This is a genomic window from Faecalibacterium sp. i25-0019-C1, assembly GCF_042854225.1.
GTDB classification, from domain to species: Bacteria; Bacillota; Clostridia; order Oscillospirales; family Ruminococcaceae; genus Faecalibacterium; species Faecalibacterium taiwanense.
The window spans coordinates 1,038,657-1,062,107 of the sequence record NZ_AP031428.1 but is presented as its reverse complement, the minus strand read 5'-3'; the positions used below and the strand labels follow the sequence as shown (position 1 = coordinate 1,062,107).

Sequence of the window (23,451 nt, the reverse complement as noted above, 5' to 3'; positions counted from 1 at the left end):
TGGGGAGCGCCGCCCTGTTGCTGAACCGTTTTATTACAGCTGTGCACCGCACTTGTTGCAGAACAGTGCATCGTCCGAGACGGGAGCACCGCACTGCGGGCAGGCTTTGTGCTCTTCCGGCTGGTCAGCAGGAACTTCCTCGTGCACCACATATTCCGCCTCGGCAGCTTCCGCCGGGGTCAGGGATGCTTTCAGGCGGGCGATCTCCTGCTCGATGTTATCGATCATCTCGATATACTTATCCACCAGCGGCTGGTTTTCTTCCTTGCCCTTGGCCAGACTGTACACCAGTGCGCCCAACTGGCGCTGTGCCTTGAGCAGCTTGCCCTGCTCATTTACGATCAAAGCCTGAGTCTTGCCCTTTTCGGCCAGGTCCAGCGCAGCGTTCTTGCCTTTTTCGGCATATTCCAGACCCATTTCCTTGATCTTGTTGAAATCCATAAAAGACACCTCTCTTACTATCGGCCTGTTTATCATGGGCCATGTGCGGATGTTATCTCCATTATAGCGCACAGGCCGCTCGTTTGCAATGAACGGACCGCATTTTTTACAGTTTGGTGCCGGTTTGGAAACAATTTTTTCGCATTCGGCCTAAATTTACACGATAATTTCACACATCGGCATTCTGTGCCCTGCGGTCGGCTGCGCCGCCATAGAATTCCCGCAGCATGCTGTCCTCCGGCAGCAGCTCCAGCTCCAGCGGTGCCACATGCTCAAAGCGGCGGGCTGTCTCGTCCCACAGCTCCGCATTGTGGCCTTCCAGCGTGAACTGACGGCGCACCACGCCCAGCAGCTTGGAGATCAGGCCCAGCTCGTAGGTAAAGGAGGTATCCAGCAGAAAATCTGCCGTGGTCTTGAAGCCCTTGATATACCGCGTCTCACCGTCCAGCACGCGGTCCCACATGGCAAGGGTCTTTTCCGGGCTGCGGCCGCGCGCTGCAGCGTCCCGCAGGGTGCGGCGGCACAGGCGGATATCCTGCGTGTTGATGACGCGGCGGCCATCGATGCAGTATTCCTCCCGCAGGCCTGCATAGATGCGGTAGATGTCGTCGCCCTTTACAAGGCCGGTCAGCTCCGGGTTCAGCGCATGGATGCCCTCCACGATGCATACACCACCCTGTAGGTCGATGGGCTCCACCTCCGCCGAGCGCTTTTCGGCAGAGAAATCGTAGATGGGCAGCACGGTCTTGCCCATCTCGCTCAGCTCCCGCAGGCACTGCTTGATGAGAGGCAGATCCAGCGTATCGGGGTTCTCGTAGTCCAGCGTGCCGTCCGGCAGGCGCGGATAGAACTCTGCGCCTTTGAAGAAATTATCCAGACTGACCACCTGCGCCGGGGTCCCGCGCTTTTGCAGAGCCTTTGCAATACAGTGGGCGCTGGTGGTCTTGCCGCTGGCCGACGGGCCGGTGAGCATGACGATCTTTGCGCCGGAAAGCTGCACTTTCTGGGCGGCGTAATCTACCCTTTGGGCATAGCTCTGCTCACTCAGGTCGGCAAGTGCCTGCGGGCTGCGAGCTGCCACATTGTACAGATCGATCTCAACCAGACGTTTGGGTACCCAAATCGTGATCATAAAAATCAGCCACTCCTTTTTTGCGTTCCAGCACCTCCGCAAAACGCTGGATATATTCGTTCGGATACTTAAAATTGAAAATGCGCTGCATCCGTTTTCCGCCGTCGGCCACCAGCTTGGTGCTGCCGCCTGCACCGGCGGAGAGGATGGTCTGGACTTCCTCCATGATATAGATGTTGTAATATCCCTCGTGGCCCGGCTTGCACCAGCCCACGTTTTCCAGGTTCTGCAGAGTATTCTTCTGGCGGTAGAGGTAGTAGGGCCGGTAACCCGCCTCGGCCAGCAGGTTGCACTTTTCCAGCATGGCGGCGACATCGGCGTAGTCGTTCTCCTTCTGGTCCTCAATGACGATGCGGGAAGCGCGCTTGAGGGTGAGGGTGTGCACGGTGATGTTCTCCGGGTCCAGCGCGATGGCCTGCCGCAGGCTGCGCTCAAAACTTTCCACCGTGTCGCCGGGCAGGCCGGCGATCAGGTCCATGTTGATATCATCATGACCGGCCTTGCGCGCTTCGGCATAGCAGTCCAGAATGTCCTGCGCCGAGTGCTTGCGCCCAATGCCCGCCAGCACCTCGTCCGAGAAGGTCTGCGGATTGATGGAGATGCGGGTAGCGCCGTATTCCTTGATGACCGCCAGCTTTTCGGCATCCGTGCAGTCCGGACGGCCTGCCTCCACCGTATATTCCACGACCTTCGAGAGGTCAAAATTCGCCCGGACCGTGCCCATCAGCTGCCGCAGCTGGTCGGCAGACAGGCTGGTGGGCGTGCCGCCGCCGATGTAGATGCTGCAAAGGGTAAGCCCCGCCTTGTCAGCCTGAATGCGGATCTCTTCCACCTCTTTGCACAGGCAGTCCACATAAGGCTGCACCATCTTGCGGTCGCGGTCCAGATTGCAGCTGACAAAGCTGCAGTAGCTGCACCGGGACGGGCAGAACGGGATGCCGATGTACAGGCTGTAGGTCCCGGGTTCATTGCCCACTTTCAAAATTGGCTCCTGCAGGTCGGCAATGGCCTTGGCCATCTGGTATTTCTGCTGGGAGCAGTCGAACCGGTCCAGGAAAAAGTGGTCGATCTCCGCTTCCGTCCAGCCTGCGGCGCGCTTGTCGTGGATGAGCCGCACCGGGCGCACACCGGTCATTTTGCCCCATGGCGGGCGGATGCCGGTCCAATCCCGCAGCAGATCATAGGTCAGGCTGGCAAGGCTGAATTCCGGGGTCTCGCCGCCCTGTTCCACAGGCGCGGGCAGCGGTGCGTGTCGTTCAGCACTTCTGCCGTCCTGACGCACCAGTGCATGCAGGCCGTCCGGCGTTTTTTCTGCCCAGACGCAGTCCTCGGCGTTCTCCGGCGGGGTGAGGGTGAGCGGTGCCATGGGGTAAAACAAACGCACCAGATGCTCCACTTCGTAGCCGGAAGGCAGGCCGGTAATATAAATCTTCATGTTGTTCACTCTTTAAAATAAATCATTGTTGCCGCGCACAGCGCTGCGGATGTAGTAATTGTTGTCCAGTTCATCGCCAAAGGTGGAGAACTCGCCATGGCCGGGCAGCACCTGCGTGCCGCGCGGGATGGGCAGCTTTGCCAGCTTACGCAGACTCTCGGCCATCTGTGCACTGCTGCCGCCCTCCAGATCGGTACGGCCGATGCTGCCTGCAAACAGGGTATCGCCGCAGAAGAGATACTCGCCGCACAGCAGCACCACGCCGCCGGGCGTATGGCCGGGCGTGTGCCAGACCGTGAACTGCAGCTCGTCTACCGAGACAGTCTCCCCTTCTGCGTAGCCGCAGTCCGCTGCGCTCAGCGGATACATGCGGTCGCCTGCAAGGTCGGCAGCCTCACAGTAGAGCTTTGCGTTCCACTCGGTGCGCAAGGCTTCGGCGCTGCCCACATGGTCGTAGTGGCCGTGGGTGCACAGGATGGTGGTGAGCTGCGCATTGTTTTCCTTTAAAATTTTATCGTAGGTCTGCGCATCTGCCGCCGGATCAATGACCACGGCATGGCCTGCGTCGGAAATGAGCAGGAAGGTATTGGTATACAGCGGCGCAGCGCCCGGAATATGAAAAGCCTGCATGGCGGTCACTCCTTTTTCTTCCACTCGTCGGTATCGATGATAATGGTGCAGGGTCCTTCGTTCACAAGAGCCACCTGCATGTCCGCGCCAAACTCGCCGTGCTGAACATCCTTCAGGCCCTGTTTGTTCATCTCTGCAAGGAACAGCTCGTAAGCATCCACGGAGAGCGGCGGCTTTGCGGCCTTGATAAAGCTGGGCCGGTAGCCTTTTTTCGTGTCGCCGTAAAGGGTGAACTGGCTCACCACCAGAGCCGAATAGCCAAGGTCCTTTGCGCTGAGATTCAGCTTGCCCTCTGCGTCCGGGAAGATGCGCAGGCCTGCGCATTTATCGGCAAGCTTGGGCACGATGTCCAGACTGTCGGTATCCCTGACACCCAGCAGGATCATAAGGCCCGGCCCGATGGCTCGCGGCTCACCGCCGTTTACCCGCACACTGGCGGAAGACACCGCCTGAATGACTGCACGCATGTTTTAGCTCCTTGTCACCTTGAGCACGTCCTTCACCTTGGAAAGTCTTGCGACCACACGGTTGAGGTGCTCGGTATTGTTGATGCCGATGGTCAGGCTGACCATGGCGCAGTTGTTTTCCACCTGACGGGCGTTCACCGCATAGATGGGCACCCGGATATCCGCCAGCGCAGCCAGCACATCCTGCAGCAGCTCGTTGCGGTTCAGCGCAATGATCTCAATGCCGGCCTTATAGCTGTCCTTGACGCTGTCGGCCCAGTACGCCTTGACCCAGCGGGGAGCGTTTGTGGGATCCTTCATGCTGGAAATGGCGTTCACGCAGCTCTGCTTGTGGATGGAAACGCCAAAGCCGCGGGTGATAAAGCCCACGATGGGGTCGCCCGGCAGCGGGCTGCAGCACTTGGCAAACTTGATGGGGGTGTTATCGAAGCCTTCCACCACCACGCCGTCGGTAGCGTGCACACGGCTCAGGTCCACCTTGGGCAGGTCTTCCCCGGCCTTTTCCTCCGAAGCTTTCAGCTTCTGCCACTCCTCCTTGAGCTTGGGCAGGCAGTTGGCAATGGTCATGCCGCCGTAGCCGATGGCGGCATAAAGCTCCTCGGCATTGTTCTGACGCAGGCGGCGGGAACAGCTGTTGATAAAATCGTCCAGCTGGTCGTCCGGAAGGATGATCATTTCCCTGCGCAGCTCACGGGCCAGTGCATCACGTCCCTGCGTGATATTTTCCTCGCGGCGCATCTTTTTGAACCAGTTTCGGATCTTACTCTTCACTTCGCTGGTGCGCACGATCTTGAGCCAGTCGCGGCTGGGGCCTTTGTCCGCCGGGCCAAGGATCACTTCGATGATCTCGCCGGTGGAAACGATGTGGTCGATGGGCACCATGCGGTTGTTCACCTTGCAGCCCACCATGCGGTTGCCCACCGCCGAATGGATCGCATAGGCAAAATCGATGCAGGTAGCGCCGGTAGGCAGGTTGATGACATCGCCCTTGGGGGTAAAGGCAAACACTTCCTCCGGCAGCAGGTCGCTCTTGAGGTCGTGCAGCAGATTGCCGGAATCCTCGCTGACGCGCTGGTTTTCCAACAGCTGGCTCACCCATGCCAGACGTTCGTCCAGCTTGTCGTGGCCATCCAGACCTTCTTTATACTTCCAGTGGGCCGCAACGCCGTACTCGGCCTGCTCGTCCATCTTGCGGGTGCGGATCTGCACCTCAAAGGGGATGCCCTCGTGGCCGATGACGGTGGTGTGCAGGCTCTGGTAGCCATTGGGCTTGGGAGTGGAGATATAGTCCTTGAAGCGGTTGGGCAGCGGATGGTACATATCGTGGATGAGGCCCAGAGTGCTGTAGCACTCGGCCAGCGTATCCAGAATGACACGCACCGCATAGATATCGTAGATCTCATCAAAGGACTTGTTCTGCATGATGGTCTTGCGATAGATGCCGTAAATGCTCTTGACGCGGCGCTTGATGGTAGCGCCCTCAATGCCGCTTTCGGCCAGCCTCCGCTCGATCACACCGGACACCTTTGCAAGGAACTCTTCGCCTGCACGCTCACTGAGCATCCGGCTGATCTCCTCGTAGCCCACAGGGTCAAGGTAATGCAGGCTGCGGTCTTCCAGCTCTTCCTTCACGTTCAGGATGCCCAGACGGTTGGCGATGGGGGCATACACCTCCATGGTCTCGCGGGCTTTATCGCGGCGCTTCTGTTCCGGCCATGCATCACCGGTGCGCATGTTGTGCAGCCGGTCGCACAGCTTAATGATCATCACGCGCACATCGCGGCTCATGGCCAGCAGCATCTTGCGCAGGTTTTCAGCCTGCAGTTCCTCAATGTTAGAGAACTGGATCTTGGTCAGCTTGGTCACGCCGTCCACCAGCAGGGCAACTTCCTCGCCAAAGGCGGCTTTCAGGTCGTCCAGTGTAGTGGGAGTGTCCTCCACCACATCGTGCAGCAGGGCCGCAGCAATGCTCTCGGAGTCCATACCAAGATCCAGCACCAGCCGTGCCACAGCCAGCGGATGGCAGATATACGGCTCGCCGCTGCGGCGGCACACCCCCTTGTGGGCAGTGTTGGCAAGGTCATATGCCTTTTTGATCATCTCCATATTGTAGGAGCGGCCACTGGCCTTGATGGCCTCACACAGCTTTTCCCAGGTAACGATCTCCGGCCGCACCTCCGAAGGCAGCGCGCCTTCCGGGGCATCGGCCAGCTGTGCTGTTGCAGAAACGGTAGCCGTTTCCTGCACCGGTACCGGCTGATGCAGGTGGGTCTTTGCGGAGTAGAGATCTTCTTCCCGCACCGGCTTGGGTGCCGGGACCGCAGCTTTCTTTCCCTCTGGCATTTTACATTCCCTCCAAACATTTCAGGATCGGGGCATCCGCAAGGTTCTTTTTGCCCTGCGCAGGCACAAGCTCCAGATATTTTGCCCCACCCTTTTCCACAGCGGCGATCAGGCCCACCTGTTCCAAGGCCGTCACTGCCACCAGTGTTTTGCCTGTATTTTCCTCGCCCAGTTTTGCGCACAGCGGCTGCAGATCTTCTGCGTGCCAGCGGCGCGCCTGCAGCTCACGGTACACTGTGACGATATCACTGCGCTCAGGCGTAATAAGCTTTTTCTGTTCCTCAGTCAGGGGTGTGCCGCGGCGCAGCGCCACCACAAAAGCAGCCTGCTCCGCAAGCTTTGTGCCCAGCCCTGCCGGATGCAGGTCCAGAATGCGGCCCGAAAGCTGTGCGCCTCGGGGCGAATCGTAGACCGAAAGGTTCAGCGCAGCATCCACCACATCGCCCATGGCATAGGGCAGCTGTTCCGGCGGCATACCGAACCACACGGCATACACGCTGGCATTGCCCTGCCGCAGGCGCAGGCGGCTGTGCCTGCCCTCCGATACCGGGTATACCCCATCCAGCACGGCGTTCTGCAAAAGGAACACCGGGGTCGGGTTCTCGGCCCCATAGGGAGCCAGCTGGTCGAGCTTCCGCACACTTTCCACGGTCACACGGTCCAGATGGATGGGCAGGTCGCACTCCAGCGGGGTGGTATGCAGCACCGGGCATTCCCGTGCTGCCCAGTCGTTCAGGCGGCGGCGCAGAGCGGGCAGATTTTCTTCCCGCACCGAAAGGCCCGCAGCCATGGCATGGCCGCCGTAGCGGATGAGCAGATCTGCACAGGCACCAATGCAGGCATGCAAATTGAATCCCTGCACGCTGCGTCCGCTGCCCTTGCATTCGCCGTGCTCGTCGATCGTCACCACGATTACAGGCCGGCCGGTGCGTTCCACCAGCCGGGATGCCACGATGCCAATGACACCGGGGTGCCAATCGCGGCCCCACAGCAGCATCACGCGGTCTTCCAGCCGCTCCGGTTCCTGTTCCAGCAGTTCCTGCGCGGCCTTGAAGATCTGCAGCTCTGTCTCCTGACGCTTTGTATTGATCTCGTTCAGTTTATGGGCCAGCTCTGCGGCGCGGTCCGGGTCCTCACACATCACCAGCTGCAAAGCCGTAACAGCGTTGTCCATGCGGCCAGCCGCATTGATGCGGGGCGCAATGGCGTAGCTGACATTTTCTGCGGTGACCGGTCTGCCCGCAAGGCCCACCTCTTCCAGCAACGCTTCCAGACCCGGACGGTCCGTGTTCTGCAGCTGGCGCAGGCCCGCCTTGACAAGGGTGCGGTTTTCGCCGGTAAGCGGCATCACGTCCGCCACAGTACCCACAGCGGCAAGGTCGCCGCAGTAGTCCAGCATTTCTTCCGGCGGACAGCCATCCAGTGCGGCACACAGCTTGAACGCCACGCCCGCACCACACAGGCCCTTGAAGGGACTGGTGTCGTCCTCACGACGGGGGTCTACCACGGCAATGGCCTTGGGCAGAGTTTCCGGCGGCAGATGATGGTCGGTAATGATCAGGTCAATGCCCAGTTCAGCGGCATAATCGGCTTCTTCCACAGCAGAAATGCCGTTATCCACCGTCACGATCAGCTTGCAGCCCTTATCGTGGATGGTACGGATGGCATTGCGCGAAAGGCCGTAGCCGTCGCCCTCGCGGCTGGGCAGCATACATTTTACGGTAGCCCCCATGCCCTTGAGATGCTGGTACAGCAGGGCCGTGGCCGTCACGCCGTCCACGTCATAATCGCCGAACACCACAATGGTCTCGCCCTCGTCAATGGCCCGCCAGATGCGCTCGCAGGCCTTGTCCATATCGGTGAGCAGCGAGGGGTCGCTCAATTCTTCCTCACCGGCAAGCAGGGTCAGTGCTTCGGTAGGGTCGGTAATGCCGCGTGCCGTCAGCACGCCCGCCAACAGGGCATTTTCCTTCTGCTGGGCGGCAAGGGCGGCCGCATATTTTTGCTCGCTCCACGGCTCGTCGTTCTGTGCGTTATATTCCAGTTCTTCGGTGGCCTGCTCCGCAATCGCCTGCGTCAGCTCCCGCAGCGCGGCACGGTCCAGCGGTTTCAGATTCCATGCACGGTAGGTCATTCAAAATTTCCTCCCGTCAGGCCGTCGTTGGCCAGCATTCCCTGCAGGGCAGCGATCTCAGAAGAGACATCCATCGCTACATCCGAGAGCAGCGTATCATACAGGGTGTCGTAGGCCTGATTCAGCGTGTGAAGGATGCCCGCGATATCGCGGCGGATGGTCTCGGCGTTTTCGCCCTGCTGGCCCTGCACATCGTTGTAGGTGTGCAGCAGCTTGAGGGTGGTGGGGATATAGTATTCCGCAAAGCGGCGGGCCTTGGGCAGGCTTTCCGGGTGTGCTTCCAGCCAGTCACAGATGGCAGTGGTGGTGGTCTGCATATGGTCCAGCTCTTCGCGGCCCTGCGCATCCTGCATCAGCTGTTTTTCCTGCTGCAGCACGGCGGCAAAGCGGCGCGCTGTCTCAAGATTAAGCGGCACATCGTCTGTTTTTTCTGCTGCCGGTTCCGGCTGCGGCGGTGCCTTGGAGGCTGCGGCAGCTTCCTGCGCGGCACGGTAATCCTCAGCAGTCAGGTAAAGCTTTTCCGCTTTTTCGTCCACCCATGCACTCAGCCAGCCATTGCGGATGAATCTGCGCACCCGCTTGAGGGCACGGGTCTTTTTCTCGTCCACGGCTTCCAGCGGCAGGCCCTTTTTGCAGTCAAAGCCTTCTGCTGCCTCGGCCAGACGGAGCAGCGTCTTGCTGGCCTTCAGGCGGGATGCACCGGCAGTGATCATCCACACGAACACGGCGGTGACAGCCGCAAAGCACCAGCCGGTGATCCGCACCGCCCCCAGCGCAAAGCTGCCCATGGCTGCAGCATTTTCAGCCATAAAGCTGTCCTGCAGAAGAGCCTGCAGAACCGCCGCATTGGGCGTAAACAGGCCCGCCGCACCCAGACAGGAAACCGCCGTGATGCCAAAGATCACCGTAAACGTGATGCCGACTGCCAGCAATGCGCAGCCTGCGCTGTAGCGCTTTTTGGCACTGGCGCGGATCTCGTCTGCCGGGGTCGTCTCTGCCTTGCCGAACATCTGCCGGAACCAGCCGGAAACACCTGCGGCCTGCGCGTTGATACAGTCCTCATTCAAGCCCTGTTTCGTATTCTGCGCATTCTGACGGCTGCGGTAGTATTCCTCCCGGCTGCTGCGGAACGCCTTTGCCGCTTCGCCAAGGCCAAAGTTTGCAGCATTCACCGCCGCACGGCCCACACCATAGGCGCGGTCGCCAATGTCCTCCCCTTTGCCCTCAAAGCCATGGGCAAAGGCATCCGACACGGTATCGCCAAAGGCGCGCAGCTGGTTTTCCAGCTCCTGCTGCACCTGACGGCCCTCATTTTCTCTCATTGCATCGTTTTCACGATCGTTCATCAAATTCTTCTCACCCTTCTGCCGGTGCATACCGGCTGATGATGGCGCGGGCCACCCGCAGGCCATCCACGGCGGCGCTCATGATGCCGCCCGCATATCCGGCACCCTCGCCGCAGGGATACAGACCTGCCAGCTGGGAGCATTCAAAATTTTCTTCCCGCTTCAGCCGCACCGGGCTGCTGGTGCGGGTCTCAAGACCCGTAAGGATCGCTTCCGGCGCGGTATAACCCGCAATTTTGCGCTCGTAGGCGCGCAGGCCCGCCCGCAGCGTTTCGGCCAGCTCCTGCGGCAGCAGTGCGCCGAGGTCTGCCGCAGCAACGCCGCGGTCATAGGTAGGCTGCACGCGTCCAATGTTCAGCTGGCCGCGCCCTTCCAGAAAGCTCTGGATGTTCTCTGCCGGAGCGGCATACTCCCCTGCACTGCGCCCAGCGGCGTAGGCTCTGGCTTCCAGCTCCCGCTGGAACGCGATGGCCCGGCGCGGATCGTCTGCAAAATCCTTGCCGCCCACGCTCACCACCACGGCCGCGTTGGCATTTTTGCCATTGCGGGCGTGGAAGCTCATGCCGTTGGTCACTACACGGCCTTCCTCGCTGGCCGATGCCACCACCTGCCCGCCGGGGCACATGCAGAAGGTGTAAACGCACCGCTCTCCCACATGCTGGGAGAGTTGATACTCGCCCCGCGGCAGAGCCGGATGCCCGGCAGCCTCGTGATATAAGCTCTTTTCGATCTCACTCTGCAGATGCTCGGCGCGGAAGCCCACACTGAACGGCTTGCATTCCAGCTGCAGGCCGCCGTCCATCAGCATCCCGAAGGTATCGCGGGCCGAGTGGCCCACCGCGAACACCAAAGCTTCGCAGGCAAAGGTGCCATTTGTGGTAAAAATGCCGGTGAGCTGACCATTTTTCTGTTCAAAGCCAGTCAGGGCCGTGTTGAAATGCACCTCACCGCCCAGAGCTTCGATCTCCTTGCGGATAGATGTGATCACACCGCGCAGCAGGTCGGTGCCCACGTGGGGCTTCTGCTTCCAAGCGATCTCCTCCGGCGCACCGTGCTGCAGGAACACCTCGGTAACAAAGCCGCACAGCTCATCGCCGATGCGGGTGGTCAGCTTGCCATCCGAAAAGGTACCGGCACCGCCCTCGCCAAATTGAATGTTCGCATTCACATCCAGTTCGCCGGTAGCAGAAAAATGTTCCACCGCCTTTACGCGCTCGTCCAGCGCCGGGCCGCGCTCCAGCACAATGGGCTGATAGCCCTGCCGGGCCAGCAGCAGCGCTGCAAACAGGCCCGCCGGGCCAAGGCCGCACACCACAGGCCGATGTGCCAGTGGCTGGATGCCATTCTGCACCGAAAAATCCACCTTCTGCTGCAGAGAAGCATCACCACAGCGGGCTGCAAAAGCCGCTTCCTCGGCAGGTTCTTTCAGGGTGACAGCCACGGTATACACCAGCTTGGGCTGGCCGTGGCGGGCATCCACCGAGAGCTTTGCCACGCCCAGATGCTGCACCTTTCCGCGCGGGATGCGGGCAGCGTGCAGGGCTTTTTCAAATGCCTGCGGCTCTCCGGCAGAGAGCGGCAGACGGATGTTGCGAACCAGAATCATGTTATCGTGTGTTCCTTTTTGTTTCAGTTGCTTTCGATGCGGCACTGCAGCACATAGCTGCCCAGTGCAAAAATCTTGCCGTTGGAGGGCACATACAGGCGGCAGGCAATGTTCTGCTCGCCGGTCGCCACCGAGAAATCCTCGGCATCGATCTCAATGACCACCTGCTCCGGGGTCAGCGTTTCGATCGCGCCCTTGGGGCCGCAGAGCGTTACATTCATCAGGCGTTCGGTCTGCACCGTCAGCTGGTAGGTAGAGGGCAGGTTGACCACCTGCACGCAGGTATTGGGCAGGTTCATGGTCTTGGTTCCCAGATTGGAGCAGTCAAAGCTGACCGTTATGGTGGAAATGTTATCCAGCAGATAGATGTCTGCGGGCAGGTCGATGGGCAGCTCATAGCTCTTGTTCAGTGTAAAGGTGGAAAGGTCGATATTGCCGATGGGCAGCGTGGACAGCATATCGATCTTAGCTGCCGGACCTGCCACCTTGAGCTGCTTGCGGCTGAGTGCATATACCAGCATCGAATCATCAAAATCACGCGGTGCATTGATGAAATTCACGTCCACCGGCAGCGTTGCCATCTTGTACACCTGCAAGGTCACATCCACGCTGTTCTCTTCCAGCTCCGTGTACTCAAACTTGACTTCCTTGCCGCCGGAGGTATAGAAGCGCAGCGGCGTGTTCAGCGTGATGGACTCGGTCAGTTCGCCGCTGTAGGTCACCTCTGCAGTGCAGGTAGCAACTTTATTCAGCTCACTGCTGGGGCCGGAAAGGGTGATATTCTCCTTGGAAACATCCGTACTATAAAGGATATAACCGTCCGCGATGGTCAGGTAGTTGGTGGTAATGGTAACGGGCAGGGTCTTTTCCTCCACCACGTCAAACACCACATCCACCGTGTTGTCATTGCCTTCCATGGTCACAGTCACACCGTTCAGCAGGCCGTTGGCACCGCGTACCAGCAGGCGCAGGGTCTTTTCGCCGCTGTCACGTACGCTGGAAAAATCCGGGTAGACCACAAAGTCGGAAGCCGTCAGCCCGCCGATGGTGTAGCCGTCGCCGGAGATTTTCAGGTTCACGGTCTTATCCTCGGCGCTGACGATGCTCAGGCCCCGGGAGGTGTAAGCAGCGGAATCGTAGGTATAATCCACCGGCACATTGTAGATGGTGTTGCTGGTGCCGGGCTGGACGATGATCGTGACCACCATCCATGCAACGATGGCACCCAGCACCGAAAGTGCCAGCCGGATGCGGCGGTCGTCCAGAATGTTTTTCTTATGGGCGACCGCCGGCTTTGCGCCGTTTTTCTTGTTGGGTTCGTTGTTCATTGCGCATCGTCCTCCTTCTGGCTGACCCATTTCCACAGACGGTCCAGCTGACCGCGCCAGCCGCTGACCGTCGTCTTTTCGGTGGTGGTCTCCTTAGGGATCATCTCATCCACCAGACGGGTATACAGGGTCTGGCGGTCAAAATGGCGGATCAGCACACCGTTCTTTGCCATGGAGATGATACCGGTCTCCTCGCTGACCACGATGGCGATGGCGTCGGAATTTTCGGCAATGCCAAGGCAGGCACGGTGACGGGTGCCCATATCCTTGCCAAGATCCAGATTGTTGGAAAGCGGCAGCACACAGCCCGCGGCTTTGATGCGGCCATTCTCAATGATGGCAGCACCATCGTGCAGGGGCGTGCCCTCGTAGAAAATGGTGCCCAGCACTTCCAGATTGACCGCACTGTTCACCGGCGTGCCGGTGCGCACGATCTCCGAAAGGTTCGTGTGGCGTTCCAGCACGATCAGTGCACCGGTCTTGGTCTCAGAAAAGCGCTCTGCCGCATCGCAGATGGCAATGATGGCGCTGCGCCATGCACCTTTCAGGCTGGGATCGTTGTAGCGGCCTTTGACATTGAACAGCTTGGCGGCCCACTGGTCGGTCTGGCCCATGCGCTCCAGCGCACGGCGGATCTCCGGCTGGAACAGCACCACCAGCGTCAGCAGGCCCACCTGCAGCAGTGAGTTCAGCAGCCATGTAACGGTACGCATGTTCAGCGTTTCTGCCACCAGATAGACGGCCATCACCAGCAGCGCACCCTTGAACAGCTGGCCGGCGCGGGTGCGGTTGACAATGCCCAGCAGCTGGTAAATCAGGAAGGAAATGATGATGATATCCAGCAAATCGACCAGTTTGAAGGTCTGGAAATTTGCAATGATCGCGTTCAGAGTCATTGGTACACGCTCCCGTTTACAGTGTTTCGATCAGGGCAACAGCGTGGGCGGCAATGCCCAGCCCCTCACCGGTAAAGCCCAGATGTTCCTCGGTGGTGGCCTTTACGCTCACGGCATCCACCGGCAGGCCGAAGGCATCGGCCAGATTCTGGCGCATAGCCGGAATGTACGGCGCAAGCTTGGGCCGCTGACACAACAGCGTCGCGTCGATATTTTCAATGCGGAAGCCGTGCTCCTTTAAAATTTCGGCCACACAGCGGGCCAGCTTCAGGCTGTCGGCACCGGAGTAAGCCGGGTCATTGTCCGGGAAATGCTGGCCGATATCCCCCAGCGCAGCGGCACCCAGCACAGCATCCATCACCGCATGGGCCAGTACATCTGCATCCGAGTGGCCCAGCAGGCCTTTTTCAAAAGGCACTTCCACGCCACCCAGGATCAGCTTGCGGCCTTCCACCAGACGGTGCACGTCATAACCATGTCCAATGCGCATTTTGTGTTCCTCTTTCTGTTCCGGGCGGGGCAAGTCCTCGCGGGTCGTGATCTTATAATTGGCGTAATCGCCCTGCGTCAGCTGCACGGCGCGGCCGGTCAGCTCGAACAGGCTGCAGTCGTCGGTGACAAGGCGGGCTTTTTCGGCATCCAGCTCTTCCAGCGCAGCAAGGTACTCTGCGCGGTCAAAGCACTGAGGGGTCTGCACCGCATACAGGGTGCTGCGGTCGGGCGTTGTGTACACAAGGCAGGCATCCGGCACGGTCTTTCCGTTGCCGCGCGCTGCAGCCTTGATGGTATCCTTTACCGGTACGGCAGGTGCAGCTGCGCCGCACCGGGCCGCTGCTTCCAGCGCTGCTGTGATGACGGCCTGACTGGCGAAGGGTCTTGCCGCGTCGTGCACTGCCACAAGCTCCCCTGCTGCCGCCAGCACGCCGTTTTTTGCGCTCTCGGCGCGGGTGGTGCCGCCCGTTACGATCTGCACAGGCTTTGTGCAGTCTGCTGCCTGCTGCTCCACAAAGGCGCGGTTCTTACCGGCCACCAGCACGATCTCCGTGACAAGCGGATCCTGTTCAAACGCGCGGATGCTGCGGTGCAGCACGGTCTCGCCGCCCAGATCAAAGCTGAGCTTGTCAAAGCCCATGCGTGTGGAAGACCCCGCCGCCACCAGTACCGCGGATACTCTCTTTTCCAATTTCTTCACCTGCCCGATTCCTATAGTAAGCCATATTTTATTATAGCGTATAACTTCCCAAACTGCAACCAATATTCTACAGCAAAAATGCCCCTCTGCACACAGCAGAGGGGCACAAACTTGTTCTTGATGGAGTTTACTTCAGGATCGGCTCGATGGCAGCAGCCAGAGCATCCTTCTGTGCCTGTGCTTCAGCCAGATCCTTGCCCAGAGTGGTGAAGTAGGTCTTGATCTTCGGCTCAGTGCCGGAGGGACGCACCACAACGGTCGCACCGTTTTCCAGACTGTAGATCAGCACGTTTGCAGCGGGCAGGCCGGTCTCCTCGGGCTTCTTGTAGTCGGTCACCTTGACCACCTTGTGGCCAGCCAGCTCGGCGGGCGGGTTATCACGCAGCTTCTGCATGATGGAAGCCATCTTCTCCATGCCGGTCAGGCCGGGGAACTCGAAGCTGTCCACCTTGTTCAGGTAGCGGCCATACTGTTTATAGATCTCTTCCAGACGCTGCTTGATGGAGGAACCGATGCTGCGGTAGTAAGCGGCCATTTCGCAGATCAGCATGGAACCGATGACGGCATCCTTATCGCGTACATAGGGGCCGGCCAGATAGCCGTAGCTCTCCTCGAAGCCAAAGATGAAGCGGTCCACCTCACCGGCAGCTTCCAGATTTGCGATCTGGTCGCCGATCCACTTGAAGCCGGTCAGCACGCTGCGCATTTCCACGCCGTAGTGTGCGGCAATGGCATCGGCCAGAGGAGTGGATACGATGGACTTGACGGCCACCGGGTTTTTGGGCATGGTGCCCTTCTCGATGCGGCCTGCGCAGATGTAATCCAGCAGCAGAGCGCCCATCTCGTTGCCGGATACCAGCTCATAGCTGCCATCCGGGCACTTCATGGCAATGCCCACGCGGTCGGCATCGGGGTCGGTGGCCAGCATCAGATCGGCACCAGTCTTGGTTGCCAGCTCCAGACCCAGCTTCAGAGCCTCGAAAATTTCGGGGTTCGGGTAGGAGCAGGTGGTAAAGTAACCGTTGGGGTACTCCTGCTCGGGCACGATGGTGATATCGGTGATGCCTATATCGTTCAGCACATGAGTGACAGGCACCAGACCGGAACCATTCAGCGGGCTGTACACCAGCTTCAGGCCGGCAGTCTTGCACAGGCCCGGGCGCACCTGACGGGCCTCGATGGCATCATACAGTGCCTTCTTGCAGTCGTCGCCCACAAAGCGGATCAGGCCCTGCTCCACGCCCTCGGCAAAGGAGATGTACTTTGCACCGGTCAGCACATCCGTCTTCTGGATCTCATCGTACACGATGGCAGCAGCATCATCGGTCATCTGGCAGCCATCCGGGCCGTAGGCCTTGTAGCCGTTGTACTTGGCCGGGTTGTGAGAAGCCGTGACCATGATACCAGCATTGCACTGGTAGTAACGGGTAGCAAAGCTCAGTGCAGGCACAGGCATCAGAGCATCGTAAATGCGCACCTTGATACCGTTTGCCGCCAGAACGCCTGCGGCGGTCTTGGCAAAGATATCGCTCTTCAGGCGGCTGTCGTAGCTGATCGCCACAGTCTGGCTGCCGCCCTGAGTCTTGACCCAGTTTGCCAGACCCTGCGTGGCCTGACGCACAACATAGATATTCATACGGTTGGTGCCAGCGCCCAGAACGCCGCGCAGACCAGCGGTGCCAAACTTCAAAGCCACAGCAAAGCGGTCCTTGATCTCGTCGTCATTTCCCTCGATCTTGGCCAGCTCCGGCTTCAGATCAGCGTCTTCCAGCTCTGCAGCCATCCAGCGCTTATATTCATCCAAATACATCTTGCACACCTTACCTTTTGTAAATTTTTCCGCAAAAAAGAACAGGTTTGGTTAAACCTACTTATAATATAAACTCTCCGCGTTCATGTGTCAATTGCGTAATCTGCAACAAGATTTGCAGTTCAAAACCGGCATATGGCACAAAATTCCAAGTTTTTCCCGGTAAAGTCGGGAACCATCCCGGCCTCGCCTGCATTTTCCAGCAGTTCATAACTCTGGCCTGCATCGTCCAGAACGTCCAGCCACTGCTCCAAACCGATGCTGTTTTCACACAGGTAGCGCAGCAGCTGCATTGCCCGGGCAAAACTGTCCTGCAGCAGCACCGCGCTGCGGCGCACCCGGCCATCCTGCTCCTGCCGCAGCTCCATTACAACGCCCTGCGCAGCGGCGGCACCGCAATATACAAGGGTGTGGGCATGCTGCAGCCCTTCCAGTTCTGAATATGTACGGATATAGCGGCAGTATTCTTTGCTCATCATGGAAAACTCTCTCCTCTCTATCGCATTGACATCTTTCCTGCCCTTTACTATAATGAATTCAGAAGTATTTTTGTGTCGAAGTATGACATAATCATCCAATATTTTCCACTTTTGCCAATTCTTTTCCGTCATATCATCCGCTGGGATAAGGGAGAACAACATGTATTCTGTTACCAGAAGCTTTGGTCTGAACGGCCTGAGCGGCTTTGCCGTGGCAGTGGAGGCCGACATTTCCGGCGGTCTGCCTGCATTTTCTATCGTAGGCCTGCCGGATTCCGCTGTGCGTGAAAGCGCCGACCGTGTGCGCGCCGCCATCAAAAATCTGGGCTTCAAGTTCCCGGACCGGCGCATTACCATCAATCTTGCCCCGGCGGATGTGCGCAAGACCGGCCCGGTGTACGACCTGCCGCTTCTGCTGGCAGTGCTCACTGCCAGCGGCCAGCTGGAGGATGTGCCTGCCGACGCGGCATTTCTGGGCGAACTGGCACTGGACGGCACCTTGCGGCCGGTTTCCGGCGTGCTGCCCATGGCGCTGGCTGCAGCAGAAAATGGCACCCACGCCCTGTATGTACCTGCCGAGAATGCCGCCGAAGCAGCCGAGGCCTGTGCCGACAGCATGGCCGTCTACCCCGCCCACACGGCACGCGAAGTTGTAGATGCCCTGCGCGGCATCTCCCCGCTTGCCCCGGCGGCTGTTGTTCCCTTTGACCCTGCAGACGCATGGGCACAGGTGCCGGATTTTGCGGACGTGATGGGCCAGTCGCTGGCGCGGCGGGCTATGGTCATTGCTGCCGCAGGCGGACACAATGTTTTGCTCATTGGCGCACCCGGCACCGGCAAATCCATGCTGGCAAAGCGTCTGCCCGGCATCCTGCCGCCGCTCACCCGTGAGGAAGCCGTGGAGACCACTAAAATTTATTCCATTGCAGGGCAGCTGCCGCAGGGCCGGGGCCTGATCTCTGCACGGCCTTTCCGCAGCCCGCACCACTCGGCCAGTGCCGCAGCTCTGGCTGGCGGCGGCGCACAGTTCCGGCCCGGCGAGTGCAGCCTTGCCAACTGCGGTGTGCTGTTTTTAGACGAATTGCCGGAGTTCTCCCGCGAGAGTCTGGAAGTGCTGCGCCAGCCGCTGGAGGACGGCCAGATCACCGTGAGCCGAGCGGCAGGCAGTGCCACCTATCCCAGCCGCTTCCAGCTGGTAGCCGCCATGAACCCCTGTAAGTGCGGCTACTACGGCCACCCCACCCGGCAGTGCACCTGTTCGCCCAGTGCTGTGCGGCAGTACCGCAGCCGTGTGTCCGGCCCGCTGCTGGACCGCATCGACCTGTGCGTGGAGATGGACCCCATCGCCTTTGACGAGCTGCACGCCGTCGTCCCTTCCGAGAGCAGCGCCGATCTGCGCAAACAGGTGCTTAGCGCCCGGGCCATTCAGGCAAAGCGCTATACCGCCCCGGGTTTTGAGGGTGTGCTCTGCAATGCCCAGCTCACCGCCGGGCAGGTGCGGCGCGTCTGCCGCATGACCCCCGCCGCCGAGCGGCTGCTGCGCGCCTCCTACGACGCTTTGGGCCTTTCCGCCCGCGCCCATGACCGTATCCTGCGGGTGGCCCGCACGGTGGCCGATCTGGCAGGCAAACAGCTGCTGGATGAGGACTGTGTGCTGGAAGCCCTGCAGTACCGGGCACAGGAAAAAGTGGAAGTATAAAAACTTCTTCGTCTTTGCTTCGCAGATCCGCCTTCCACGAAAAGAGAGGGGTTTGTGCAGCTTACCGTTACGCGCAAAAAAGCCATCTGTATCTTTCCAAATGCTCAATACGAGCAGAAGATCACAGATGGCTTTTTATAATTGCTTTTTAGAATCTGCGCCATGTGTCCGGCAGGAACAGCACCAGCATCGGGAAGATCTCCAGACGGCCGGCCAGCATGTCAAAGATCATCACCAGCTTTGCAGGGTTCGTAAAGCTGCCAAAGTTCATCATGGGGCCTACCTGCGCAAGGCCCGGGCCGATGTTGTTCAAAGTAGCTGCAATGGCTGTGAAGTTCGTCACCATATCAAAGCCATCCAGACTGATGAGCAGGAAGGATACCACGAAGATGAAGAAATACGCGCCCATAAACACATTGGTGGTGCGGATGGTCTCGTGGTTGAGCAGCTTGCCGTCCATGCGGACGGGGGCCACCACCTGCGGGTGCAGTGCCTGCTTGAGCTCCTTGCCCAAGGTCTTGCCCAGAATGAGGAGGCGGCTCACCTTGATGCCGCCGCCGGTGCTGCCTGCGCAGGCACCAATGAACATGAGCACCACCAGAATTTCTTTGGAGAGGGTGGGCCACAAGTCAAAATCGCAGCTGGAAAAGCCAGTGGTCGTAATGATGGAACCCACCTGAAAGGCTGCCTGACGCACCGCTTCGCCAAAGCTGTTATAAAGGCTGTAGATATTGGCCGTGATAATGCCAATTGCCACCAGAATAATGGCGAAGTAGCCGCGCACTTCCTCGCTGATGGCGCGGTTGAATTTGCGCAGCAACAGCAGGAAGTAGGCATTGAAGTTGACACCAAACAGGATCATGAAGATGGTTACGACCCACTGGATGTAGGGAGAAAAGCTGGTAAAGCTGTCGTTCTTGAAGCCGAAGCCGCCGGTGCCCGCCGTACCGAAGGCCGTGAGCATGGACTCAAACAGCGGCATGCCGCCCAGCAGCAGGAATACCACCTCCAGCACGGTGAGTGCAAAATAGATGCTGTACAGGATCTTTGCGGTAGACTGCACCTTGGGCACCAGCTTATCCACCTGAGGGCCGGGGCTTTCTGCCTTCATCAGGTTGACGTGGGAGCCGCCGGTCAGGGGCAGCAGCGAGAGCAGGAACACCAGAACGCCCATGCCGCCGATCCAGTGGGTGAAGCTGCGCCAGAACAGGATGCCCTTGGGCAGATCCTCCACCCCGGGCAGGATGCTGGCACCGGTGGTGGTAAAGCCGGACACCGTCTCAAACAGGGCATCCACCGGGTTCGGGATGCAGCCCGCCACCACAAACGGAACGGCGCCCACGATGGAAATGACGATCCAGCTCAGCGAGGTAGCAGCAAAGCCCTCCCGCATATAGAACATCTTGCTTTTAGGCTTGATGCCGCGCAGGGCGTAGCCGATGGCGGCGCTGACTGCCGCCGTGATCAGAAACACGCCCAGCACGAACCATTCGCCGTAGATCCAGCTGGCCGCTGCGGGCAGCAGCAGCAGCGCACCCTCGATCAGCATGACATAGCCCAGCAGACGGAAAACGATCGCATAATTCATAGTCTGCCTCCGTCAACCCTCTGCGCCCTTGTCCAGAATATCGCGCAGGTCATGCAGACCATGCTCCAGCGTGACCACGATCACGTTGTCGCCCACCTGGATCTGGTCGCCGCCGCGCGGGATCAGGATCTGATGGCCGCGGGTGATGCAGCACAGCAGCAGATTCTTTTTCAGGTGCAGCTGGCTCAGGGGGACACCGGTGGCAGCGCTCTTCTCGTGGACGGTAAATTCCAGCGCTTCCACGCGGTCGTCCAGAATGCGGTACAGCGTCTTGATGTTGCTGCCCGCTTCGTTCTGCAGTGCACGCACATACTGCACGATGTAATCGCAGGTCATGTACTTGGGGTAGACCACGCTGCCCAGATCCAGACCGGCCAGAATATCATCAAATTCCAGACGGTTGACTTTGGTGACCAGCTTGCCCTTGGAGTGCTTTTTGGCAAACAGGGTCAGCAGCACATTCTCCTCGTCGATGTTGGTCAGGGCCACAAAAGCCTCGGTGGACTCCATACCCTCCGAGAGTAGGAATTCGCGGTTGGAGCCGTCCTCGTTCAGGATCTGTGCGCCGGGCAGCTGCTCGGCCAGCTCCATGCAGCGGGCAGGGTCGCGCTCCACGATGCGCACACGCACGTGGTTTTCCAGCAGCTCCTGGCTCAGATAGAAGGCGATGGCACCGCCGCCCACGATGAAGGCATTGCGCACCGGGCGCACCGGCAGGTGGATGCGCTGGAAGAACTCGTGGGCCTTATCCTGTGTTGCAAGGAAGGTGACCTGATCGCCGTTCTGCAGTACAAAGTTACCGTTCGGGATGATCACGCCGCCGCTGCGCTCCACTGCACACACCAGAATGTCGCTCTTCAGGCGGGTGGGGATCTCGCGGATGGCCACGCCATCCAGCCCCTGCTCTGCAGTGAGTGCAAACTTGATCAGCCGCACACGGCCGTCTGCAAAGGTGTCGATCTTGCTTGCACCCGGGAAGCGCAGCAGATGGGAGATCTCCTTTGCTGCAGCCATTTCCGGATTGATGATGGCCGAAATGCCGATCTGCTTTTTGATAAAGTCCAGCTCATGACTGTAGGACGGGTTGCGCACACGGGCAATTGCATGGCAGTGGCCCGCCTTTTTGGCAAACATGCAGCACAGCAGGTTCAGCTCATCCGAACCAGTCACGGCAATGAACACATCCGCGTCTTCAATGCCGGCCTCTGCCAGCGTGGTGATCGAGGAACCGTTGCCCACGATGCCCAGCACATCGTAGCTTTCAGTCAGGTGCTCTACACGCGCTTTGTTGGTATCCACAATGGTCACATTATGGTCTTCCTCACTGAGCTGCCGCGCCAGCGCAGTACCAACCTTGCCGCCGCCCACCAGAATGATCTTCATAACAAGTCCTTTCTCTTTCCGCGTCCCTTCTGCCGGGACAGCACAAATCCATCATAGTATACCATATCTCCTGCCAAAGTTCCACTGTTTTCCACATTATGCAACAAAAACCTGCCAAATGACGCAAAAAAGCCCCGGGAGATACCGTCCCGGAAGCTTTTATTTCATTTAATAGCGCGCCACGCCGTCCTTCGTTACAAGGGCATACACCAGCGGGGCTTCCTCCGGCTTCTCAGGGCCGTATCCAAGGCCGCTGCGGTACTCGGCGGCGGCAGCTTCAAACTTATCGGCTGCGCCGTAGAAGGTAGCCAGACTCTCGCCCTTCTTTACGTAGTCGCCGCGCTTTTTATGCAGGGTGATGCCGGCGGCAAAATCCAGCGGGTCGCCCTTTTTCTGTCGGCCCGCACCCAGCAGTACGCTGGCAGAGCCGATCTTCTCGGCATCATTCGCCACAATGTAACCGTCCTGCTCTGCCAGCAGCTCAAAGCTTGCCGCGGGCTGCTCAAACAGGCTGTAATCGTCCAGCACGCGGGTATCGCCGCCCTGCGCCGCAAACATCTCCTTGCACTTAGCAAAGGCAGAACCGTCGGCGATCACCGTCTCGGCCATGGCGCGGCACTCGGCAGGAGTGCCCTTATCGGCCAGCACCAGCATGTTTGCCGCCAGCTGCAGGCAGACCTCGGTCAGGTCGGCGGGGCCATGGCCCTTGAGCACATCCATGCTTTCCATGACTTCCAGACTGTTGCCAATGTTATGGCCCAGCGGGGTGTCCATATCGGTGATCATGGCAGCCACCCGGCGGCCGTGATGGGTGCCAATGGATACCATCAGCTTAGCCAGCTCAATGCTCTGGTCTACCGTTTTCATAAAAGCTCCGGTGCCGGTGGTCACATCCAGCAGGATGGCATCCGAGCCGGAAGCCAGTTTCTTGGACATGATGCTGGATGCGATGAGTGGGATGCAGCTGACGGTTGCGGTCACATCCCGCAGGGCATACATTTTTTTATCTGCAATGGCAATGCCCTCGCTCTGGCCAATGACCGACAGACCGATCCTGTTCACCTGCGCAAAGAACTCCTCCTGCGAGAGGGCGGTTCTGGTGCCGGGCACGCTCTCCATCTTATCAATGGTGCCGCCGGTATGGCCAAGGCCCCGGCCGCTCATCTTGGCGATCTTCACGCCGCAGGCCGCCACGATGGGGGCAATGACCAGCGTGGTCTTGTCGCCCACGCCGCCGGTGGAGTGCTTGTCCACCTTGATGCCCGGAATGGGCGAAAGATCCACCATCACACCGCTGTGAGCCATCACATCGGTCAGCTCTGCGGTCTCCTCATCGGTCATGCCGCGCAGATAGACAGCCATCATCCATGCAGCCATCTGGTAATCAGTCACTTCTCCGCTGACATAGCCATTGACGATCTGCTCCAGCTCCTCACGGCTGTGCGTACCGCCATCACGCTTTTTTGCAATCAGATCATAAACGCGCATCGTATCACGCTCCTCGTTTTTTCAATAGTACGACATTGTAAGATATAGTATAGC

The 23,451-nt window shown here is 59.3% G+C and carries 18 protein-coding genes; 1 reads left to right on the top strand and 17 read right to left on the bottom strand.

Annotated features, from left to right (window positions below; translation table 11 throughout):
• Positions 1 to 33 precede the first annotated feature (33 nt).
• The 14 genes from ACGHUK_RS05230 to ACGHUK_RS05165 all read right to left on the bottom strand — a co-directional run bounded on the left by ACGHUK_RS05230 (position 34) and on the right by ACGHUK_RS05165 (position 17,239).
• Complete coding sequence (locus ACGHUK_RS05230) at positions 34 to 441, bottom strand: zinc ribbon domain-containing protein (RefSeq protein WP_097774820.1); 408 nt, start codon at positions 439 to 441, stop codon at positions 34 to 36.
• Between the two features lie 169 nt (positions 442 to 610).
• Positions 611 to 1,573, bottom strand: a complete 963-nt coding sequence (locus tag ACGHUK_RS05225; protein WP_338428588.1) for a nucleoside kinase — start codon at positions 1,571 to 1,573, stop codon at positions 611 to 613.
• Positions 1,539 to 3,008 (bottom strand): coproporphyrinogen dehydrogenase HemZ, encoded by a 1,470-nt coding sequence (gene hemZ / locus ACGHUK_RS05220; protein WP_154255378.1) that lies wholly within the window; start codon positions 3,006 to 3,008, stop codon positions 1,539 to 1,541. Before hemZ ends, ACGHUK_RS05225 begins: the two co-directional genes overlap by 35 nt.
• A gap of 12 nt (positions 3,009 to 3,020) precedes the next feature.
• Positions 3,021 to 3,638 (bottom strand): MBL fold metallo-hydrolase, encoded by a 618-nt coding sequence (locus tag ACGHUK_RS05215; protein WP_390575371.1) that lies wholly within the window; start codon positions 3,636 to 3,638, stop codon positions 3,021 to 3,023.
• Between the two features lie 5 nt (positions 3,639 to 3,643).
• A complete protein-coding gene (dtd, locus tag ACGHUK_RS05210; protein ID WP_005940113.1) occupies positions 3,644 to 4,105 on the bottom strand; it encodes a D-aminoacyl-tRNA deacylase in 462 nt (153 codons plus the stop codon).
• 3 nt (positions 4,106 to 4,108) lie between these two features.
• Positions 4,109 to 6,448: a RelA/SpoT family protein gene (locus ACGHUK_RS05205; protein WP_390575368.1), complete on the bottom strand. Its 2,340-nt coding sequence runs from the start codon at positions 6,446 to 6,448 to the stop codon at positions 4,109 to 4,111.
• Between the two features lies 1 nt (position 6,449).
• A complete protein-coding gene (recJ, locus tag ACGHUK_RS05200; RefSeq protein ID WP_390575366.1) occupies positions 6,450 to 8,582 on the bottom strand; it encodes a single-stranded-DNA-specific exonuclease RecJ in 2,133 nt (710 codons plus the stop codon).
• The gene (locus tag ACGHUK_RS05195; RefSeq protein ID WP_390575363.1) at positions 8,579 to 9,928 is read right to left on the bottom strand and encodes a 5-bromo-4-chloroindolyl phosphate hydrolysis family protein; all 1,350 of its coding nucleotides are present in this window, start codon (positions 9,926 to 9,928) and stop codon (positions 8,579 to 8,581) included. The genes recJ and ACGHUK_RS05195 overlap by 4 nt, the downstream gene beginning before the upstream one ends.
• A gap of 10 nt (positions 9,929 to 9,938) precedes the next feature.
• Positions 9,939 to 11,534, bottom strand: coding sequence for an NAD(P)/FAD-dependent oxidoreductase (locus tag ACGHUK_RS05190; protein WP_390575361.1), 1,596 nt, complete (start codon positions 11,532 to 11,534; stop codon positions 9,939 to 9,941).
• 23 nt (positions 11,535 to 11,557) lie between these two features.
• Entirely contained in the window at positions 11,558 to 12,862 is a 1,305-nt protein-coding gene (locus tag ACGHUK_RS05185; RefSeq protein WP_390575358.1) for a YbbR-like domain-containing protein, read from the bottom strand.
• Positions 12,859 to 13,758: a diadenylate cyclase CdaA gene (gene cdaA / locus ACGHUK_RS05180; RefSeq protein ID WP_005940107.1), complete on the bottom strand. Its 900-nt coding sequence runs from the start codon at positions 13,756 to 13,758 to the stop codon at positions 12,859 to 12,861. Before cdaA ends, ACGHUK_RS05185 begins: the two co-directional genes overlap by 4 nt.
• Positions 13,759 to 13,774: 16 nt before the next feature.
• Complete coding sequence (ispF, locus tag ACGHUK_RS05175) at positions 13,775 to 14,950, bottom strand: 2-C-methyl-D-erythritol 2,4-cyclodiphosphate synthase (protein WP_390575355.1); 1,176 nt, start codon at positions 14,948 to 14,950, stop codon at positions 13,775 to 13,777.
• 127 nt (positions 14,951 to 15,077) lie between these two features.
• Complete coding sequence (locus ACGHUK_RS05170) at positions 15,078 to 16,760, bottom strand: phospho-sugar mutase (RefSeq protein WP_207698250.1); 1,683 nt, start codon at positions 16,758 to 16,760, stop codon at positions 15,078 to 15,080.
• Positions 16,761 to 16,882: 122 nt separating this feature from the next.
• On the bottom strand, positions 16,883 to 17,239 hold the full coding sequence (locus tag ACGHUK_RS05165; protein WP_291011417.1) for a hypothetical protein: 357 nt from the start codon (positions 17,237 to 17,239) through the stop codon (positions 16,883 to 16,885).
• Between the two features lie 160 nt (positions 17,240 to 17,399).
• Here ACGHUK_RS05165 and ACGHUK_RS05160 point away from each other — a divergent pair, with 160 nt between their 5' ends.
• A complete protein-coding gene (locus ACGHUK_RS05160) occupies positions 17,400 to 18,938 on the top strand; it encodes a YifB family Mg chelatase-like AAA ATPase (protein ID WP_097781936.1) in 1,539 nt (512 codons plus the stop codon).
• A gap of 148 nt (positions 18,939 to 19,086) precedes the next feature.
• Here ACGHUK_RS05160 and ACGHUK_RS05155 read toward each other — a convergent pair whose 3' ends face one another.
• From ACGHUK_RS05155 to ACGHUK_RS05145, 3 genes are all read right to left on the bottom strand, one after another.
• Positions 19,087 to 20,526: a TrkH family potassium uptake protein gene (locus ACGHUK_RS05155; RefSeq protein WP_390575351.1), complete on the bottom strand. Its 1,440-nt coding sequence runs from the start codon at positions 20,524 to 20,526 to the stop codon at positions 19,087 to 19,089.
• A gap of 12 nt (positions 20,527 to 20,538) precedes the next feature.
• Positions 20,539 to 21,909, bottom strand: a complete 1,371-nt coding sequence (trkA, locus tag ACGHUK_RS05150) for a Trk system potassium transporter TrkA (RefSeq protein WP_005940088.1) — start codon at positions 21,907 to 21,909, stop codon at positions 20,539 to 20,541.
• A gap of 168 nt (positions 21,910 to 22,077) precedes the next feature.
• On the bottom strand, positions 22,078 to 23,397 hold the full coding sequence (locus ACGHUK_RS05145) for a thymidine phosphorylase (RefSeq protein WP_337678737.1): 1,320 nt from the start codon (positions 23,395 to 23,397) through the stop codon (positions 22,078 to 22,080).
• Between the last annotated feature and the right edge of the window lie 54 nt (positions 23,398 to 23,451).